Below are 19,519 nucleotides of genomic sequence, written 5' to 3'. Positions count from 1 at the left end.
GAAGGTGGCGATATTTCCGGTGATTCTGTGTGGCGGCGCGGGAACGCGTCTTTGGCCGGCCTCGCGTCCGGCGCGCCCCAAGCAGTTCATCGACTTCGCCAGCGACCTGTCCCTGTTCCAGGAGACGGCGCGGCGGACGGCGCCCCTGACGCAGGGGGGCGGACGCCTGCTGGTCGTCTCGGGACAGGCGCATCGGGGCTTTGTCGACGACCAGCTGTCGGCCCTGGGGCTGGAAGCGACGATCCTGCTGGAACCCGAGGGCCGGGAATCCGCGCCCGCGATGGCGGCGGCGGCGGCCTGGATCGCGCGCGAGGCGCCCGACGGGGTGGCGCTGTTCGTGGCCTCCGATCACCACATCCCCGACGCCGAAGCCTTCCAGCACGCGGTGCTGGAGGCCCTGCCGACGGCGGAGGCGGGACGCATCGTCACCTTCGGCATCCGACCGACAGAGCCCTCGTCGGCCTATGGCTATATCCGGCCTGAGGGCCCCGGCCTGTCGCCGGTTGCGGCCTTCGTCGAAAAGCCGGACCGGACGCTGGCCGAAAGCCATGTGCGCGACGGCTATCTGTGGAACAGCGGCAACTTCATGGTGCGGGCCTCGGTCCTGCTGGACGAGCTGGACGCCTTCGCGCCCGACGTGGCCCGTGTCGCGCGCGCGGCGGTTCCCCGGGACGCAGGCCGTGTCGTCCTGCTGTCGCCAGTGTTCCGCACCGCGCCCAGGATCTCGATCGACTATGCGGTCATGGAGCACAGCCGCCGGATCTCGGTCCTGCCGGTCGACTATGGCTGGTCGGACCTGGGGGCTTGGGACGCGGTCGCGGCCGCGGGCTCGGGCGACCGCGGCGTCTGGATCGCGGCGGACGGTGACAGCGGTCTGGTGCGCGCGGCCGAAGGCATGGTGGTCGCCACCGTCGGCGTGACCAACCTGGCCATTATCGCCGAGCGTGACGCTGTCCTTGTCTGCAGCCTGGACCGGGCGCAGGAGGTGAAGGGGCTGGTCGAGCGACTCCGCGAGGTCTCTTCGGCGCACGCGCACGGCCGGTGGGAGGCCGGCGGGACGCTGGCCGAGCGCGCGCGCTATTTCGACAGCTGGATGCGGCTGAATGCCCTGCCGGTCTGGGGTGCCCTGGGCGTCGACGAGGACGGCGGCTTCCGGGAAGCGATCGGCCTGTCCGGCCGGCCCTTCGGCGATTTCCGCCGGGCGCGGGTACAGGCGCGCCAGGCCTGTGTCTATGCGGTAGCGGGCGCGGCCGGCTGGGCGGGTCCATGGCGGACATTGGTCAGCCGAAGTCTGGAGCGGTTCGAGGCGACCAATCGGCGCGCCGACGACCTGTACCGGACGCGGGTATCGGCGGACGGCGCCGTTCTGGACGACAGCGCCTCGCTGTACGACCAGGCCTTCGCCCTGTTCGCCTTCGCCGCGGCCGCCGGAGCCGGGATCGCTCCAGAAATGATGGCGGAGCGGGCGCACTCCCTGAGTGATGCCCTGGCGGCTCTGCGGGCGCCGGCCGGCGGGTGGCGCGAGACCGGCGATCACCCGTATCAGGCCAACGCCCACATGCATCTGCTCGAAGCCTGTCTGGCCTGGGAGGCGATCGAGCCCGAAGGCGGATGGCGCGAGATGGCCGACGAGATCGCCGCCCTGGCCCGGCGCGCCTTCATCGACGCGGAAGGCGGCTTCCTGCGCGAGTTCTTCGACGCCGAATGGGGGCCGGCCGCCGGCGACGACGGTCGGCTGGTCGAGCCCGGGCATCAGTTCGAATGGGCCTGGCTTCTGACGCGCTGGGGCCGTCTGCGCGGCGATGCCTGGGCGCTGGAGGCGGCGGTCCGGCTTTATGACGTCGGCGCGCGCGGCGTGGATCAGGGGCGGGGCGTGGCCATTGACGCCCTGAACGACGATCTGTCCGTGCGCTCGGATCAGGCGCGGTTGTGGCCCCAGACCGAACGGCTGAAGGCGGCGTTGATCCTGGCGGAAAACGCTGAGGGCGGACGCCGGATCCTGTTGCTGGACGACGCGCGCAAGGCGCTGGCGGGCCTGCAGCGCTATCTCGAACCCTCGGGCCTGTGGCGCGACAAGATGCGTGCGGACGGGTCCTTCGTGGATGAACCGGCGCCAGCCAGTTCGCTGTATCACATCATGGTCGCCTGGGAGCAGGCGAGGGCGACGGCGGCGATCACGCCGGAGCTCGGCTGGACCCCCGGGGACGGACTGTGATCGGCGGCCGGTCGGTTCTGGCCGTCATCACCGCCAGGGGCGGATCGAAGGGCCTGCCGCGCAAGAATCTGCTGCCGTTTCGCGGCGCGCCCCTGATCGCCTGGACCATTCAGGCCGCGCAGGCGGCGAAGAGCATCGATCGGCTGATCCTGTCGTCCGACGATCCGGAGATCATCGGGACCGCCAGGGCGCTGGGCTGCGAGGCGCCGTTCCGGCGCGCGCCCGAACTGGCCAGCGACACCGCCGCCTCCGTCGATGTGATGCTGGATGCGGCGGACCGCGCGCCGGGCCATGACATCGTCGTGCTGCTGCAGCCGACGTCTCCGCTTCGGACCGCCGGGGATATCGAGGCGACGTTGGCGCTGATGGCCGAAAGCGGGGCTCCCAGCGCCGTGTCCGTCAGCGAGGCGCCCTGTCATCCGTATCTGATCTTCCAGCGCGACGGGGCGGGGAGGCTGAGCCCCTTCGTCGAAAAGCCCGCGGAGCTCAGCTGGCGGCGTCAGGACCTGCCGTCGGCCTTCCGCATCAATGGGGCTGTCTATGCGGCGGACCTGGCGTGGCTGAGAGCCGGGCGAAGCTTCTGGAAGGCCGGCGAGACCGTCGCCCATGAAATGCCGGCCGAGCGGTCGGTCGACATCGACACGCTCGAGGATTTCCGCGTCGCCGAACGGTCGTCCGCCTGACGGTCAGGGCAGCAGGGGCCCGCCTTCGCCCCGTTTCGCGTCGATCTCGACCTGCACCGCCTCCAGCGCCCGGGCCCGGGCCTCGGCGGAGGCGTGGCGAAGCTGCGGATAGCGGACGCGCCAGTTGGCCGCGCCGAAGCGGCGCCAGAAGGCGGGCGCGACGCGGGTGTCGTATCCGGCGCGGGCGACCAGGAAGAGACCGACCCGGTCGGCCTGGGTTTCCTTGTCGCCGACGCCGTTGACGGTGGTCGCGTCATTGGCCTTGCGTCCCGCCCCGCCGACGTCGCTCCACGAGCGGTGGCGCAGCACATGGTGGGCCAGTTCGTGGCCGAGGATCAGCGCCAGTTCGTCGTCCGACTCGGTGAAGCCGGCCAGGGCGGTGCTGATGAACAGCCGCCGGCCGTCGGCGCGGGCGTTCAACTCGTCGGAGGGATTCAACTGAACCTCATAGCCGCAGGACCTGTGCGGCTGGACCCTGACGGTCAGGGGTTCGCCGCCGCGACGGATGTCGAGGCGTATCGCTCCGTCGGCGAGGGCGCGGTCCAGAACGGCGACATTGGCCGCCAGACCCTCGAAGGCGGGCGTCGTCCGGGCCGGACCGGGGTTCAGCGGCGTTCCGTTGACGGCGAGGATCAGGTCGCCCTCGCGCAATCCGGCGTTCGCCGCGGCCGAAGTCGGGGGCGCGGAGAGCACGCCCGGCAGGTCGCCCTCCAGCCCGAAGCGCGACTGGACGAGGGGGCGTAGTTCATTGCTGTACTGGCTGGCGGAATGCAGGGCCCAGCCGGCCGCCAGCCGGACCGCGGGACATAGCTCGACATTCTCGTCGGACAGCCGCTGCGCCACCCGGGCCACGCGCTGGTCCAGCGCGGTCAGGGCCGTCAGTCGTTGAGCTGCGGCGTCGCCGACCCCGGTCGCCATCGACCCGCCCGACGCCTGACCGCAGGCGACCACGCCAGCGGCGGCGGCCATGGCGACGGCGGCGGACAGCAGAGGGTGACGAGACAGCATGGCCGGGGTTCTATCGCCGACATGGACAGCCGGCTCGCCCAGAGACAGGATAGAGGCGGAGGAGGCAACCTGCTTTTCCGCCGCAGCCGGCGCTTTGGAGCCCCGGCCTTTTCGGTTCCTTAACGGCCACTAAGCACGTTGGCCCCACGGCGCATTCCGCCGCCCGGGACGGACCCATGAGACTGGACGGCAAGCGCATACTGGTCACCGGCGCTGACGGCTTCATCGGCTCGCACCTGACCGAGCGGCTGGTGCGGCGCGGATGCGACGTACGGGCCTTCGTCCAGTACAACAGCCTGGGCGGCTGGGGCTGGCTGGACGATAGCCCGGCCGACATCCGAAAGGATCTCGACGTCTTCGCCGGCGACATTCGCGATCCGCACGGGGTGCGCACGGCCATGACCGGTTGTGACGTGGTGCTGCATCTCGCGGCCCTGATCGCCATCCCCTACAGCTACCACTCGCCCCAGACCTATGTTGAGACCAACGTCCTGGGGACGTTGAACATCGTCCAGGCGGCGCGCGATCGGGGAGTCGAGCGGGTGGTCCACACCTCGACCAGCGAGGTTTACGGCACCGCCCGGTTCGTGCCGATCACCGAGGCCCATCCGCTGCAGGGTCAGTCGCCCTATTCGGCCAGCAAGATCGGCGCGGACCAGATCGCGCTCAGCTTCCACGCCGCCTTCGGCGCGCCGGTCACAGTGATCCGGCCGTTCAACACCTATGGTCCCCGCCAGTCGGCGCGGGCGGTGATCCCGACGGTCATCACCCAGATCGCCGCGGGCGCTAGCGAGATCAAACTGGGCGCGGTGCATCCGACGCGTGACTTCACCTTCGTTTCCGACACCGCCCGCGGCTTCGAGGCCCTGGCGGAATGCGACGCGGCGGTGGGCCAGACCGTCAATGTCGGCAGCGGCTTCGAGGTCTCCATCGGCGACACGGCGCGCCAGATCATCGCCCTGATGGGCCGCGACGTCGCCATCGTCACCGACGACCAGCGCCTGCGCCCCGAGGCCAGCGAGGTCGAACGGCTGTGGGCCGACAGCGCGTTGATGCGATCCCTGACCGGCTGGTCGCCCGAATACGGCGGCGGCGAGGGCTTTGCGCGCGGTCTGCAAGAGACCATCGACTGGTTCAGCGATCCGGCCAACCTGGCCCGCTACAAGGCGGATCGGTACGTGCTGTGAGCCTGCCTGATCAGGTCCTTGCGGCGGTCCGCGCCGCCCTGCCGGCGTCGGACGGCTCCGTCGCCCTGCATGAGCCCGAATTCCGGGGGCAGGAGTGGTCCTATCTGAAGGATTGCCTCGACACCGGCTGGGTCTCGTCCGTCGGCGCCTATGTCGACCGCATCGAGCGCGACCTCGAAACCATCACCGGCGCGGCCCATGCGGTGGCGACCTCCAACGGCACGGCGGCGCTCGACATCTGCTTGCGCCTCGCCGGGGTGCGGGCGGGGGACGAGGTGCTGGTTCCGGCCCTGACCTTCGTCGCCACCGCCAACGCCGTGGCCTATCAGGGCGCGACGCCGCATTTCGTGGACTCCGAAGCGACGGCGCTGGGTGTCGATCCCGTCCGGCTGGATGCGTATCTGCGCGGGACCGCGCGCGTGGACGGCGACGTCTGCGTCAACACCCGCACCGGAGCGCCGATCCGGGCGCTTATGGTCATGCACGTATTCGGCCATCCCTGCGATCTGGACGGCTTGGCCGGGGTCGCGGCGCGCTGGAAGCTGACGCTGGTCGAGGACGCTGCCGAAGGCCTGGGCTCAAGCTGGAATGGCCGGCACGTCGGCAACGTTGGCCGCGTGTCGGCCCTGAGCTTCAATGGCAACAAGATCGTCACCACCGGCGGCGGCGGGGCTATCCTGACCAATGATCCCGACCTCGCCCGTCGGGCCAAACATCTGACCACCACGGCGCGCACGCCGCACAAATGGTCTTTCGTGCACGACGAGGTGGGCTGGAATTACCGCATGCCCAACCTCAACGCCGCCCTCGGCTGCGCCCAGCTGGAGCAGCTGCCCGGCATGCTGGCGCGCAAGGCGGTGCTGACGGAACGGTACGCGGAGGCGTTTCGGGATGTGGAAGGCGTGCGCCTGCTGACCGCCCGGCCCGGGGCCGAGGTCAACCACTGGCTCAACGCCCTGATTCTCGACCGGCCCGACATGGCGATGCGTGACACCCTGCTGGAGGCTCTGAACAACGCCGGCTTCATGGCCCGGCCGCTGTGGACGCTGATGCACCGACTGCCGATGTATGCGGCCTGCCCGCGCGACGCCCTGCCGATCGCCGAGGCGCTGGAGGCCAGCGTCATCAACATCCCCAGCAGCGCCCGGCTGGCCGACGCATGACCGCGCGCCGCAGGATCTGCGTCGTCACCGGCGGCCGGGCCGACTACGGCCTGCTGCAATGGGTGATGCACGACATCCGCGCGGCCGGAGATCTGGAGCTGCAACTGATCGCCACCGGCTCGCACCTGGAAGCCTCGTTCGGCATGACGGCCGACCAGATCGAGGCCGACGGCTTCCACATCGACGCCCGCGTGCCGCTGGGCCTGGAGTCCGACGGCCCGCTGGATACCGTCCGGGCCATGGCGCGCTGCCTGACCGGGGTTTCGGAGGCGCTGGAGACGCTGCAGCCCGACATCATGCTGGTGCTGGGTGATCGCTACGAGATTTTCGCGGCGGCGCAGGCGGCCCTGATCCACCGGGTCCCGATCGCCCACATCGCCGGCGGCGACACCACCGAAGGCGCCTTCGACGAAAGCATCCGCCACGCCCTGACCCAGATGGCCCACATCCACCTGACGACCCACGAGACCTCGGCCCGGCGCGTCCGCCAGATGGGCGCCGCGCCTGACCGGGTCCATGTCGTCGGCAGTCCCGGGCTGGATCAGCTGCGGCGCCGGCCCTTGCTGGACCGGGCCGCGCTGGAGGCCGCTCTCGGCGCGCCGCTGGGTCCGCGGAACATCCTCGTGACCTTCCATCCCGTGACCCTGACCGCCGACCGCGGGCAGGGCGAGTTCGAGGCCCTGCTGGCGGCGCTGGACGCCCTGCCGGCCGATGTCGTGAAATGGGTCACCCGCCCGAACGCCGATCCGGGCCATCGCGCCATCGAGACGGCGCTGGATGTCTGGGCCGGTGATCGGCCCGATGTGCGGGTCTTCGCTTCCCTCGGCCAATTGCGCTACCTGTCGCTGATGGCCCAGGTCGATGCGGTGGTCGGAAACTCTTCCAGCGGACTGTATGAGGCGCCGTCCTTCGGCGCGCCCACGGTCGACATCGGCGACCGCCAGAAGGGCCGGCTGGCCGCAGCTTCCGTGATCCGCTGCCCTGCGGAGGCCCCGGCCATCGCCGCCGCCGTGCTGGAGGCGTTTGCGCTCGACTGCACCGACGTCGTCAATCTCTATGGCGACGGCTTCAGCGCCGGGCGCATCGTCCGGATCCTGCGCGACGCGCCGCCCCGCGAGACGCTGCTGGCCAAGGCCTTCCATGAGGTCGGTCAATGAATGACCGCGTCTTCATCATCGCCGAGGCGGGGGTCAATCACGACGGCTCGCTGGACGATGCACGCCGCATGATCGACGTCGCCGCCGAGGCCGGCGCCGACGCGGTCAAATTCCAGACCTTCCAGGCCGATCAGCTGGTCACGCGCCGCGCCGGAAAGGCGGCCTACCAGGCCCGCAACACCGGCGAGGACGGCAGCCAGATGGCCATGCTCAAGGCGCTTGAGCTGGCGCATGAGGACCACAGGGGCCTGGCCGCCCACGCCGCCGCGCGTGGCGTTCGTTTCATGTCCACGGCCTTCGATCTCGACAGTCTCGCCTTCCTCGCCGCCCTGGGCATGCCGGCGGTCAAGATCCCCTCCGGGGATCTGACCTGGGGGGCCATGTTGCTGGCGGCTGCCCGGCTGGACCAGCCGCTGATCGTCTCGACCGGCATGGCCAACCTGGACGAAATCCGCGACGCCCTGGCCGTGATCGCCTTCGGTCTGACGCGGACGGACCTGCCGACGGGCAAGGCCGATCTGGCGGAGGCCTTGGCCAGTCCGGCCGGTCAGGCGCGCCTGCGCGAGCGCGTCACCCTGCTGCACTGCACGACCGAATATCCGGCGCCGCTCAGGGCGGTGAACCTGCGGGCCATGGACGTGATGGCGCAGACGTTCGGCCTTCCGGTCGGCTATTCCGACCACACCCTGGGGACCAGCGCGGCCATCGCTGCCGCCGCTCGCGGCGCTACGGTGATCGAGAAACATTTCACCCTCGACCGCGCGCGGCCGGGTCCCGATCACGCGGCCTCGCTGGAGCCCGCCGAACTCGTCGCCATGATCGCCGCCATTCGCGAGGTCGAGATCGCTCTCGGCCGTTCGGTGAAGGCGCCGGCGCCTGAGGAACTGGGCAATCGCGCGATCGCCCGCCGCAGCCTGGTGGCGGCCCGGCCGATCGCGGCGGGCGAGCCGCTCAGTCTCGACAATCTGACCGCCAAACGGCCCGCCGACGGCGTCTCGCCGATGGAGATCTGGCCGATGCTGGGTCGCCCGGCGGCGCGCGCCTATGAGGCCGACGAGGCGGTCGAGCCATGAGCGGACGCCCCGTCATCGTGGTCGGCGCGGGGGGACACGGCGCGGTGGTGGCCGACGCCCTGCTGGCGGAAGGCCGCACCGTTCTGGGCTTCGTCGACCCCGGCCCCGAGGCTGCGAGCGGTCTTCCGAGTCTCGACCTGCTGGGCCCCGACGACGTCCTCGACCCCGAAGCCGGCTATGACCTCGCCAACGGGATCGGCGGCACGGGACGGGGCGGCGACCCGGATCTGAGGCGGCGCGTGCAGGTGCGGCTGGAGGCGCGGGGCTTCCACTTCACAGGCGTCCGTCATCCCTCGGCGGTCGTTGCCTCGCATGTCGCCCTGGCCGACGGCGTCCAGCTTCTGGCCCGCAGCGTGATCCAGACCGGGGCGCGGATCGAATCCGGGGCGATCATCAACACGGGTGTCATCATCGAGCACGGCTGCCGGATCGGCGCCTTCACCCATTGCGCCAGCGGCGCCATCCTGTGCGGCGACGTCGAGGTGGGCGAGGACTCCCACATCGGCGCCGGCGCCGTGATCCGGCAAGGCGTCAGGCTTGAGCCAGGCGTGGTGGTCGGCGCCGGCGCGGTGGTGCTCGAGGCGGGCGAGGGCGAGGGCATGCTGATCGGCGTGCCGGCCAGACGCAGGGGGATTGCATGAAGGCCTGGGAACGCGCGCTGATCGGACCGGAGGCCACCTTCCGCAATGCGCTGGAGTCGATCGACCAGACGGGATCCGGCATCGCCCTGGTGGTGGATGCCGACCGCCGGCTGCTGGGGGCCCTGTCCGACGGCGACCTGCGCCGGGCGCTGATCCGCGGAGCGGGCCTGGAGGACAAGGCGATCGGCGCGGCCAATCCAAATCCAATCTGCGCCGACCAGGGTCAGGATCGTGCCGCCACCCTGGCCATCCTGCGCGCCCATAGTCTGCGTCAGCTGCCGATTCTTGACGCCGACCGACGGGTCGTCGGCCTGGTCACCCCGGCTGACTTCCTCGACATCCCGGTGCGGACCAATGCCGTGGTCATCATGGCCGGCGGAAAGGGCGAGCGGCTGGCCGAACTGACCCGCGACACGCCCAAGCCGATGCTGAGGGTCGGGTCAAAGCCCATCCTCGACACGATCGTCAGCAATCTGGCCGGGCAGGGGTTCCGGAATTTCTGGCTGGCCGTGAATTACAGGGCCGATCAGATCGAGAGCCATTTCGGCGACGGGTCCGACATGGGCCTGGATATCCGCTACCTGCGCGAAGACAAGCCGCTGGGTACCTGCGGAGCCTTGGCGCTCATGCCGCGTGCCGACGAGCCGTTCGTCGTTACCAACGGCGATGTTCTAGCCAAGGCGGACTACAGCCATGTCCTGGATTCCCACCTGCAGTCGGACGCATTGGCCACGGTCGTGGTGCGCGATTACCAGATGCAGGTCCCGTTCGGGGTCGTGAACGCCAACGGGGCCCAGGTGACCCGAATCGATGAGAAGCCGACCCAGAGCTACACCATCAGCGCCGGGGTCTATGTATTGTCGCCCACGGTTTTGGATTTGATCCCCAAGAACACCTTTTACGACATGCCGGCCCTGATCGCCGACATGATCGCGCGCGAACTGCCGGTGAGGCTTCAACGCGCCGAAGGATACTGGATGGATATAGGCCGCCCGACCGAATATGCGCAGGCAAACGCGGATTTTGGAGCGGTGTTCGAGGGGTAAGGCGCTCCAAACATCCTTTTTACATGGGACGGCCAAGGCTGGTCTCATCGGAGCAAGTGATGCCTTGATGGCTCCGACCTTGAGGGCTTCCAGGCTTTCTCAACAGAACTGGCCGGCGCGCGTCTGTCCGCTCGCGTCGTGGCGTCGTACAGCCGGAGGCCTTGAGCCCTCGTATCGCGGGCAGGTGGGACCGCGCAGACATTCGCGCCAAGGTCAGCCATCACATCTTCCATGTGCACGCGGCATTGCCTTCCGACGATCCTTGTGGCGGAGCACGGCCCAAACGCCAAAAGGATCATCCGGAAATCCGGATGATCCTTGCAGTACGATAGATGATAGCTGGCTGCCAGTAGGAAGCCGTTGCCTTCTGGTCCTGACTTAGTCGCTCTCGCTGTCGTCGTCGGTCGCAACCACGACGGTGGCGACAACAACCGCAGCGCCGATCAGGAGAACGGGGAGCGGAATGCCGGCGAATTCCGAAGATTCACCGGTGGCAGCACCGACGCGATCACCAACGCGGGTCACGGCGGAATTCGAACCGGCAGCGGCCGCTTGGCCAGCAACTAGCAGCAGGCCGGCCGTAACGGCGGCGATGGTCTTACGCATGCTAAATCCCCTTGAGTTGTTCTTTGCACCAAGGCGCGAAAACCTCAGCATGCTTCCTCATATATTCGGAGGTCGTGCCCAAGCAAGCGAAAAATTGAGTTGCGGGATGTGACTCGACACCGTTTCGGCCGTTGTTTCAACGAGTACGCTCGGCTGCGGCCATCGACAGGGGATCCGTAAGCCGTCGTTCCGGGACGACGGGGGGGTCACAGTAGGGGGTGTTCGAAAGCGTTTGTCACGCGCCAGCCGACGCGGCCACGGGTGCGTTCTCGTGAATCGTCGTTGGCGGCTATCTGACCCTTGACGGCCCTGCGCCGTCGAGCGATTTGTTCCTAATCGTTGTGGAGGGCTCGTTTCGCGCCTATTCAGGCGCGGCGCATGATTTCCCGACTGTTCAAAAGAAAACTTCAGGCCCAAGCCCCTCGGATGCCGGTCGTCCCGAAGGGCGTGGTGACGTGGGCCGTTGGCGATATCCATGGTCGACTCGATCTGCTCGAACCTCTCGTCGACAGCATGATCGCGGATCGCGCGGCTTCGCCCAGCGAGCACATGGTCGTCATTTTCCTGGGCGATTACATCGATCGAGGCCCGCACTCGCGGCGCGTTATCCGGTATTTGTGCAATCTGCCCGAAGACCTCGGCATCGAGTGGAAGTTTCTAAAGGGAAACCACGAGGAGGCCATGCTGGACTTCCTGCGTGATCCTGCGACCGGATCGACCTGGTGCGAGTACGGCGGTGACGCCACCCTAGCGTCCTACGGGCTACGTTTGCCGCAGATGAAGCACAAGCCCCAGGCGTGGGCCCACCTTTCGGCCGACTTGGATCACAAGCTCGCACCGGTCGAGCGGGCGTTTCTGGAAGGCCTAGAGCTCAGTCTGGCAGTGGGGGACTATTTCTTCGCTCACGCCGGGGCCCGTCCCGGTATCGCGCTCTCCGAACAAACAGAGCGCGATCTGATGTGGATACGGGGAAGCTTTCTGGAGAGCGAGATCGAATTCGAGAAGGTCGTCGTCCACGGACATACGCCGGCGCCTGCCGTCCAAGCCGATCGGCGACGAATCGGGATCGATACGAAGGCGTACGAAACCGGGGTGCTGACCGCCTTGAGACTATCGGGGGCGGATCGCCGCATTGTCCAGTGCGTTGACGGGACAGTGCGCGACTCGACGCCTGTTTTTTCGGCGTCCGCATAGGCGATCATCGCCATCTGGCGGCGCGATCGGTCAGCTTCACAGGATTCGCCGTTAGTCGCCGGCTTGATGCCAGCGCCGGTGGGCGCAGCCTTGCCCAGTCATCGGGCATGGCCGTCGGGAGACTGGTCCGATCGCCGAGCGAGTTCCAAGAGGCCGCAGATCAGGGCGAAGAGAACGGCAAGCGTAACCGTTCGCAACGGGTAATCCGCGACGGAATGCAGTAGCAAGGCCCCGATCCCGATGCTTGCCGCGCGTTGAAGGTCTCGCTCTCTGGACGGCAGCGCCCTCCAGGCGCTCCAGCAACGTCGGCTATACCAGATCAGGAATGCCAGGATCAGGCCCCCTCCCAGCCAGCCTGCTTCGAGCCAGGTCTCAAGGTAGTCGTTGTGCGCCTGATTGAAGAAGGTGCTGTCCAGCTCCTGCAACGGCTCGACTGACCGATAAACCGTATCGAAACTGCCAATGCCGGAACCGAGCGGAAGATAGGTCTGGGCGGTCTCGGCCACCAAGGGCCAGCGTTCGAATCGAACTTCGGAGCCCTTCTGGGTGTCGAAGCGCGCAAGGATAGGCGGCAGCGCCAGTATCGCTACGACCGTCAGGGCCGCGCCTGTCGCGCCTGCCAGCGCAAGAAGCCCCAGCCGCGGACTTCCTCGTCCCGCCGCGATCCACGCCGCCAGCAAGCTGGCCCCCATGACCGGCGCAAACAGGGTAATCCCCGCGCGTGAGCGGATAGCCGCAAGGCCTACGACGACTAGGCCGATAAAGAGGGCTCCGAGCCACAAGGGAGTATTTTCTCGCCTGCGGCGTCTCAAGGTCGCGGCCCCCAGCGTGATGGCGAAGGGCGCCGTTATCAGGAGGTAGGACGCCAGATGGTTTCGATTGGCGAAGAAACCGGTAACTGATCCGGCGTCAGTGGTCGCCCATGGGTATAGTCGCTCGCCTCCACTTGCGAGCTGTGCGGCTCCCAGCAGAACGCCCCCGATAGCGGCCGCGATACCGAGGTGGACTAGCCGTTCCAGTTGGCGCTGAGTCAGTGACAGCGTGGCGAGGAACACGGCGGCTGGGGGCAGGAGCGCCAGGACGGAGCTCCACGTAATAGCGGGGCTCAGGCTCAGAGGCCCCCACCCCGGCTCGAGTCCGGCGAGTTGAAGGGCCAACAACATCTGGTCTCGGCCGGGCAGGGCTCCCCATATCGCGGGGGGGAGGGGAATTAGCTGGATCAGAGGGATGGCGAAGAAGGCCGCCAGCAGCCCCAAGGCGAAGCGATGGTTTCGCCATAGCGACGTTCGGATAAGCCGTTCCGCGCTGAGAACCAGCAGGGGCAGGGCCGCGAGCTCGACGAACGCCAGCCGCAGGGCGTGGTCACGGCTTGCGCCGCCGAACAGAATGGATATCCCCAACAACGCCAGAGCCGCGATCACGACGGGGTCCCAAGACCCCTTGGACTCTTTTTTGGCAAGTTCACGGACCTTCAATTCACTCTTCCAATCGGCGAAATCGTGATGTTGTCAAACCAGACCACTGTCGGTGAGCGACTGTCCCCCGCCCGCGTTTCCAGACGCAGCCACTGCGCCGAACATTCCTTTGGAACATCAAACCGCCCTGACATGGTCGTCCAGGCGCCCTGCGAAGATCTGCTGGCTTCCGCGCCGAAAGAGCTGATCGCACCCCCGTCGGTAGCGCAGGAGACGGTCCATGCAAGGCGAGCGGCCTGGTTGCCGGTCTCGGTCCTGAACCGGGCGGCGAACTGATAGGAGCCCGCAGGCATGGAGGTCAGTTGCTCTGCGATCGTTCCAGTGGCGTAACCGTCATAATCGATACGTATGGCGGAGTTGGACGGATTGAGATCGTCAACGGCGATCTCCCCCACAATGCCGGCCTTCTGGTACAGCCGCCACTTGAACGGCTCTGGTGCGGTCGCCTCGGCGAATCCGCCGTTGGTCACGGCCTTGCCAGGCGGCGGGCGCCCAATCCGTTCGCGCAACGCACCCAGTATCGGAAATTGACGGCGGGCCGCCAGATCTCGATAGATCTGCCCGAGTTCATCATTGGTCAGAGGGGCGCGGCCCGCCTCAAGCAGGAGGCCGAGGTTGGCCGCAAGCTGCAACTCCTGCGGGGTCTCGAGAGTACTCAGATATGCAACCCGCCAAGGCGGCCGAACGGCCAGCAGGCCTGCGAGCACCGGCAAGGATCGCTGCGGGTCCGCGGTGCCAGCGGCCGTGAATAGCCGGAAGACCTGAGGCTGGATATCCTGTCGACGCCGGACCAAGGTGTCGGCGTGCGCGAAGGACGACGCATAGTCGCCGCGCCGAAGGCGGCGCTCAACCAACCAGGAGTGGGCCGGGTCGTCCCGCAGGCTCCAGTTTCCGGCCAAGGTCAGGATCTCGTCCGCCTCATCCTCGCGTCCCGCCCGCGCTTCCGCGAGGCCTAAAACGCGAAGCGCCCTTACGTCGAAGGGGGACCGTACAAGAGCCTCCCGGCTGAGACTTGCGGCGTTTTCGACGCGCCCCGCGGCCAGTTCGGACTCCGCTGCCCGACGCAGAACGAGCGGCGACGCCGGGGCGATGCGGATCGCGGTCTCGACCGGCGCCCGCTGTATCAGCGGTTGAATGGCGATCTGCCAGCCCAGCAGCACCGCACCTGCCGTCAAACCGTATACGACGATATCCTTGACATTGAGGCCCTCCCGCGGAGCGGCGGGCCTGACCGCCTTGTTCCTCAACCGCGCTTGCCCTTCTTGCCGGCCCCTTGGTCCGGTTTGGCCCCGTACTGGTAGTCGTACGCGTAGTCATAGCCGCCATAAGAGGTCGTCTTGGCGTTGAATTTCGTCAGCACGACGCCGAGCAGATGAGCCTGACCCACCTGAATGCGCTGAAGGGCTCCGCGCGCCTGACCTCGGCGAGTGCCGCGGGATTCCAACGCGAAGAGGACGCCGGTGACCGCGTTAGCCAGCATCGGGGCGTCCGCGAAACCGAGGACAGGAGGACCATCCAGAACGACGTGATCGAAATTGTTCTGGGTCTCGGCCAGGAACTGTCGGAGACGATCGCCGCCCCAAAGTTCCGCCGGGTTGGGCGGCAGCGGGCCGCAGGGGATGAAGAACAGATTCTCTTGCCGCGTAGGCTGAACAACCGCCGCAAGATCCGCCGAACCTGAGAGGAGATTGCTCATGCCGAGCTCGTTCTCAAGGCCGACGACGCGGTGCATCGAAGGATTGCGCAAGTCGGCGTCGACCAGAAGCACTCGCTTGCCGACGCGAGCCAGGTTGAGAGCCACAGCATAGGCAGTGGTTGACTTGCCCTCGGCCGGCCGGGCGCTGGAGACCAGCAAACTGCTGGGAGTGCCGTCCGGGGTGGAGAACTGAAGCGCGGTTCGAAGGGAATAGTAGGCCTCCGAGAATCCGGATCGGATGTTGCCGAGCGCATCGGCGGGAGTCTCGCCCTTGTCGAGAAGGGGAACGACCCCGAGCACCGGGACGCCCAGCTTCTTCTCGACATCGTCGGGTGTCGCCAATGTTTCGTCGAGGGCTTCCAGAACAAAGGCGGCCAGGAGGCCAAGACCCAACCCCAGCAAGGCGGCAAGCGCCATGTTCATCAACATGTTGGGCTTGGAGGGCTTCGGCGGCGGAGTGGCGGAATCCACGATCGAAATGTTGTTGGCGGTGACGCCGCCTGTGACGCCGACCTCCTTGTACCGCTGCAGCAGCCCCTCGTAGAGGGTGCGAGTGGTGTCCAGTTCGCGCTGCAGGATATTGTACTCGATCGACCGGTCACGCAGATCGAGAACATCGACCGTCAGGCCGCTCACCCTGGCCTGGAGCGCGCGCTCCTGGTTGGCGGCGATCTGGTACTGACTGCGGATGGAGGTGCGGATATTGCCGGCAATGGCCTGAATCTGGCCATCGGCTTCCGCGATCCGGGCTTGGAGCTGCACCATTTCCGGATAGTCCGGCTTATAGATGCTCAGCTTCTGCTGGTACTCGGCGTCCAGGATCGCCCGTTGCTCCGTCAGCCTTTGCATCGTCGGATTCTGGAGAACTTCGGGCAGGGTCATCAGGTTCGACGTACGGGCCGACCGCCAGCGCTCTTCGGCGGCGATCCGTTCGGCGCGTGAGCGGGCCAGGGCGCTGTTGAGGGCGACCAGATTGTTGGACGTCAGGGATTCGGTCGCGCCGCCGGACGTGGCCCCTTCGCTGGGCTCGCGGACGTTGATGATCTGCTGGGTGACCGCATAGGCGACCAGCTGACGTTCGGCGGATTCCAGCCGTTGCTTGGTCTGGGCAATACGCTCTTCGAGAAACTCCCGAGCGTATTTTGAGCTCTCGAATTTTCGATCGAGGTTGGACTGGATGAAGTTCTCTGCAAAGCCGTTGGCGATACGGGCCGCCACCACGGGATCCGGATTCTCATAACCGACGGCGACCAGCCGCGAGCCGCGAACGGGAGAGACGCTGAGGTTCTCCTCAAGGGCTTTGAGCACGGCCGCCTTGCGGCGCGCCGCCTGGGTCGCGGCGGTTCCACCGGCCTCCGGCGCCTCGACCCCGATCGCCTCAAGCGCCGCGTTTGAACTCGCCAGTCCCAGGCTCTCGATGACGCGCTCCGCGAGCGATCGACTACGAAGCAGGCCGTACTGAGTCTGGAAGAACTCTTCACCCTGCGCCGGGTTTTCGGACGGCGTGACCTCTTCAGCATTGAAGATTCGAGCCGCTTCCCGATCAATCTGCAGGGTCGCCTGAGCCCTGTAGATGGGCGTCATCAGCAGCGTCAGCGTCGCGCCGATGACGAGGGCTCCGAGGAAGCAGCCAATGATCAGGAGCCGATGCTTTAGCGCGAGCCGCCAGTAGGAAGCGAGATCCACCGTGGGTTGGTCGTCGACCTGCTCGACCCAACCCCGCTCGCCGGCGAAAGAACCGAAGGGATCGGTTGCTCGTCCCTGAGGACGCCGACCGCGCACGTCAGCGAGTTGATTGTCGCCCAGCATTCTTGAAATCCGTCACAGTGTTGCGGCCACGACCGCATAAAATCCATCAGGCTGATATCGCATTGTCCCTGATCGCGCACCACGATTTTGCCGGTGGCGGATCTCACGACCGAGCCATGGCAATCCCGTAGATAGCGGCGACCAGTCCCATGCGACGAGTTTGGGTAGAGGTCTAGAAATACCTCGAAAAACTAACAGGGGCAGGCAGGATCGGATGGACGATCGAGCCCGGTGGCCTCCCACGCCAAGGAGCCATTGTCCAGCCCTGTAGCGAGCGGTCAACGGGGCAGATTGTTCGTGAGGCCCCACGCGGAGGGACCCGGCTCAGGGTTGTCGCGTAATCCGCGGTGGTCGGGTTGGGCGCCTTCGCTCCTGGTCCGGACCGTCTCTGGAATCCTTGGGTCCGCGGGCCATTATCGCCCGGACACCGGAGCCGACCTTGGGGGGATTTCGTCATGCAGCCATGGAAAAACCATGCATGCGCCGGACGTAGGGTATGCATTTGCCTAATGTTTCGGAGTCTGTCAGACGGAGGCCCTTGTAGGTAGGTTAGCCTCCGGCCGGCTTTTCGGGGACTGCGTAGGATGGGCCCGACCATCGGGGGGTTATATGACGGGTATCGCGAGAGTCGCGCGGGCGGATCTTACTTTGATTTGGGTGGCGAAATTCGGCCTCCACGTCGGCCTGCTGTTTTTGGGCTTCATCCTCGCCTACGAACTACGTCGGCCCTTGCCTATCATCTGGTGGACGACCCATCCGGATGCTCTCCGCGTGATCGGGTGGGCGGGCCTCTACGCCCTGATCGGCGCTGGCGTCGAACTGATCTTCCAGTCGGAACGATCGGCTTGGCGCTTCGCCTCCATGCGCGAGGTAGTGGGTCTTGTCCGCAATGTTACCGTGACGACCGGCCTGTTCCTCGGCGTGATTTTCTTTCTCGATCGCGGCGTGCAACTGCCCCGGTCCATCCTGCCTCTGACCTGGCTGGTCAATCTTGCTCTGCTGGTTGGTTCCCGGATGATCTGGCGCCTGCCGCACGACCCGGGCCTGGTCGCCCACTTCCTGCCCAGCTGGTGGCCACGCCCCTCGACCGACCGGACGCCACTTCTGATTGTCGGTCCCATGGCTGCCGTCGATCGGCAACTGAGGCTGATCCAGGGGGACCCTGACAGTCCGTACCAACCCGTCGGTGTTATCACCCCCCATCCCGAAGAAGTCGGTCTTCGCCTCCATGGCGTGCCTTTCATCGGCGACCTAGCGACCTGGCTTCCGGCTCACAGCGGACTGACGACGCGTGGAGCACGGCCGCACGCCATCGTATTTCTTGACGATCCCGTGCAAGCCTACGGCTTCTCCACCGAGCGGATCGGTGAACTGCACCGCGCTGGTCATACGCTGCTGAAGCCGCAAACCCTCACCGAGATCGGCGGCGCTCCCGGGACAATCAACTTGTTGAAGGAAATCCCGCTTGAGGATTTTTTGGCCCGCAAGGTGATCTACCTTGATCCGGCACCCATCCATGACCTGGTCGCCGGCCGGCGGGTGCTGGTCACCGGCGCTGGCGGCAGCATCGGCTCCGAACTATGTCGCCAGCTGCTGGCGCTCGGTTGCGCTCATCTCAGCATGGTCGATCACTCGGAATTCCTGCTGTTCGAAATCGATCGCGAGCTGGAGGGTCCGGCCAGTCGCCGCGCTATCCTGGCCAATGTGCGCGATGCGGACCGTATCGCCGACGTGGTCCGCACCGAGCGGCCGGACATCATCTTTCACGCCGCGGCCCTCAAGCACGTCGCCCTCGTAGAGAACAATCCAGCTGAGGGGGTACTGACCAACGTTCTGGGCACCTGGAACGTCATCAAGGCCGCCGTCGCCAATCAGGTGAATCAGTTCGTGCTGATTTCAACCGACAAGGCCGTCGCCCCCACCAACGTCATGGGCGCGACCAAACGGATCGCAGAGGCGCTTCTGGAGCTGGCTCCGAAGGGTGCCACCCGTATGGCCGCGGTGCGTTTCGGCAATGTCCTGGGGTCGGCCGGCTCGGTTGTGCCGATCTTCCGCGATCAAATCGCTCGCGGCGGTCCGGTCACCGTGACCCACCCCGAGGTCAACCGCTTCTTTATGACCATTCCCGAAGCGGTCCAGTTGGTTCTCCACAGCGCCGCAATCGGCACGGGCGCGCGCGCGGGAGAACCGCGCAAATTCCTCCTGGAGATGGGCGAGCCGGTCAAGATCGCTGACCTAGCCCGCCAGATGATAGAGCTTAGCGGCAAAATACCGGGGAAGGATGTCGTGATTGAATTCTCGGGGTTGAAGCCAGGTGAAAAGCTCTCTGAGGTCTTGAGCGACGAGGGCGAGGATGTCCGCACATGCATCGAAGGCATTATGGAGCTGTTCTGGCGACGTCGTCTGGACGCTGTGAGTCTAACTGACATCCTTGCGTTGGTGGATCGGGCTAGGTTGGCCAATGACCTTCCGGATGGACGAGTCCTGGAAATAGCCGAGAGGCTTCGGGGTGTGCCGCGTGAAACCGCAAATGTCTGACCAATGAGTCGTGACGAGCCTTCGTTGG

The 19,519-nt window shown here is 66.7% G+C and carries 15 protein-coding genes; 10 read left to right on the top strand and 5 right to left on the bottom strand.

Going from position 1 to position 19,519, the window contains the following annotated elements; translation table 11 throughout:
* The first annotated feature begins 4 nt into the window (after positions 1–4).
* Positions 5–2,215, top strand: coding sequence for an AGE family epimerase/isomerase (locus tag PSV23_RS01935; RefSeq protein ID WP_300465823.1), 2,211 nt, complete (start codon positions 5–7; stop codon positions 2,213–2,215).
* Entirely contained in the window at positions 2,212–2,898 is a 687-nt protein-coding gene (locus tag PSV23_RS01930) for an acylneuraminate cytidylyltransferase family protein (protein ID WP_300465822.1), read from the top strand. Before PSV23_RS01935 ends, PSV23_RS01930 begins: the two co-directional genes overlap by 4 nt.
* Positions 2,899–2,901: 3 nt before the next feature.
* On the opposite strand, the gene PSV23_RS01925 is transcribed toward PSV23_RS01930, so the two are convergent.
* Positions 2,902–3,906, bottom strand: coding sequence for a M48 family metallopeptidase (locus PSV23_RS01925; protein ID WP_300465821.1), 1,005 nt, complete (start codon positions 3,904–3,906; stop codon positions 2,902–2,904).
* A 176-nt stretch (positions 3,907–4,082) separates the two neighbouring features.
* Here PSV23_RS01925 and PSV23_RS01920 point away from each other — a divergent pair, with 176 nt between their 5' ends.
* From PSV23_RS01920 to PSV23_RS01895, 6 genes are read left to right on the top strand one after another with little or no spacing between them, the layout of a single operon-like run.
* Positions 4,083–5,093, top strand: coding sequence for an NAD-dependent 4,6-dehydratase LegB (locus tag PSV23_RS01920; RefSeq protein ID WP_300465819.1), 1,011 nt, complete (start codon positions 4,083–4,085; stop codon positions 5,091–5,093).
* The gene (locus PSV23_RS01915) at positions 5,090–6,256 is read left to right on the top strand and encodes a LegC family aminotransferase (protein ID WP_300465818.1); all 1,167 of its coding nucleotides are present in this window, start codon (positions 5,090–5,092) and stop codon (positions 6,254–6,256) included. Before PSV23_RS01920 ends, PSV23_RS01915 begins: the two co-directional genes overlap by 4 nt.
* Positions 6,253–7,413 (top strand): UDP-N-acetylglucosamine 2-epimerase, encoded by a 1,161-nt coding sequence (neuC, locus tag PSV23_RS01910; RefSeq protein WP_300465817.1) that lies wholly within the window; start codon positions 6,253–6,255, stop codon positions 7,411–7,413. The genes PSV23_RS01915 and neuC overlap by 4 nt, the downstream gene beginning before the upstream one ends.
* Positions 7,410–8,486 (top strand): N-acetylneuraminate synthase, encoded by a 1,077-nt coding sequence (gene neuB / locus PSV23_RS01905; RefSeq protein WP_300465816.1) that lies wholly within the window; start codon positions 7,410–7,412, stop codon positions 8,484–8,486. Before neuC ends, neuB begins: the two co-directional genes overlap by 4 nt.
* Positions 8,483–9,127 (top strand): NeuD/PglB/VioB family sugar acetyltransferase, encoded by a 645-nt coding sequence (locus PSV23_RS01900; protein ID WP_300465815.1) that lies wholly within the window; start codon positions 8,483–8,485, stop codon positions 9,125–9,127. Before neuB ends, PSV23_RS01900 begins: the two co-directional genes overlap by 4 nt.
* On the top strand, positions 9,124–10,173 hold the full coding sequence (locus PSV23_RS01895; RefSeq protein ID WP_300465814.1) for a nucleotidyltransferase family protein: 1,050 nt from the start codon (positions 9,124–9,126) through the stop codon (positions 10,171–10,173). The genes PSV23_RS01900 and PSV23_RS01895 overlap by 4 nt, the downstream gene beginning before the upstream one ends.
* Positions 10,174–10,551: 378 nt before the next feature.
* Here PSV23_RS01895 and PSV23_RS01890 read toward each other — a convergent pair whose 3' ends face one another.
* Complete coding sequence (locus PSV23_RS01890) at positions 10,552–10,779, bottom strand: hypothetical protein (protein ID WP_300465813.1); 228 nt, start codon at positions 10,777–10,779, stop codon at positions 10,552–10,554.
* 378 nt (positions 10,780–11,157) lie between these two features.
* Here PSV23_RS01890 and PSV23_RS01885 point away from each other — a divergent pair, with 378 nt between their 5' ends.
* Positions 11,158–11,973, top strand: a complete 816-nt coding sequence (locus PSV23_RS01885; protein ID WP_300465812.1) for a metallophosphoesterase family protein — start codon at positions 11,158–11,160, stop codon at positions 11,971–11,973.
* A 98-nt stretch (positions 11,974–12,071) separates the two neighbouring features.
* Here PSV23_RS01885 and PSV23_RS01880 read toward each other — a convergent pair whose 3' ends face one another.
* From PSV23_RS01880 to PSV23_RS01870, 3 genes are read right to left on the bottom strand one after another with little or no spacing between them, the layout of a single operon-like run.
* Complete coding sequence (locus PSV23_RS01880; RefSeq protein WP_300465811.1) at positions 12,072–13,448, bottom strand: O-antigen ligase; 1,377 nt, start codon at positions 13,446–13,448, stop codon at positions 12,072–12,074.
* Positions 13,445–14,695: a hypothetical protein gene (locus PSV23_RS01875; protein ID WP_300465810.1), complete on the bottom strand. Its 1,251-nt coding sequence runs from the start codon at positions 14,693–14,695 to the stop codon at positions 13,445–13,447. The genes PSV23_RS01880 and PSV23_RS01875 overlap by 4 nt, the downstream gene beginning before the upstream one ends.
* A complete protein-coding gene (locus PSV23_RS01870) occupies positions 14,692–16,953 on the bottom strand; it encodes a polysaccharide biosynthesis tyrosine autokinase (protein WP_300465809.1) in 2,262 nt (753 codons plus the stop codon). Before PSV23_RS01870 ends, PSV23_RS01875 begins: the two co-directional genes overlap by 4 nt.
* A gap of 609 nt (positions 16,954–17,562) precedes the next feature.
* On the opposite strand from PSV23_RS01870, the gene PSV23_RS01865 reads away from it, so the two are divergent.
* Positions 17,563–19,491 carry a nucleoside-diphosphate sugar epimerase/dehydratase gene (locus tag PSV23_RS01865; RefSeq protein ID WP_300465808.1) on the top strand — a complete coding sequence of 643 codons (1,929 nt, stop codon included), beginning with the start codon at positions 17,563–17,565 and terminating at the stop codon, positions 19,489–19,491.
* Positions 19,492–19,519: the final 28 nt, after the last annotated feature.

The sequence above is a fragment of the Brevundimonas sp. genome, from assembly GCF_029946145.1.
Taxonomy (GTDB): Bacteria; Pseudomonadota; Alphaproteobacteria; order Caulobacterales; family Caulobacteraceae; genus Brevundimonas.
This window is presented reverse-complemented; position numbering and strand designations above follow the sequence as displayed.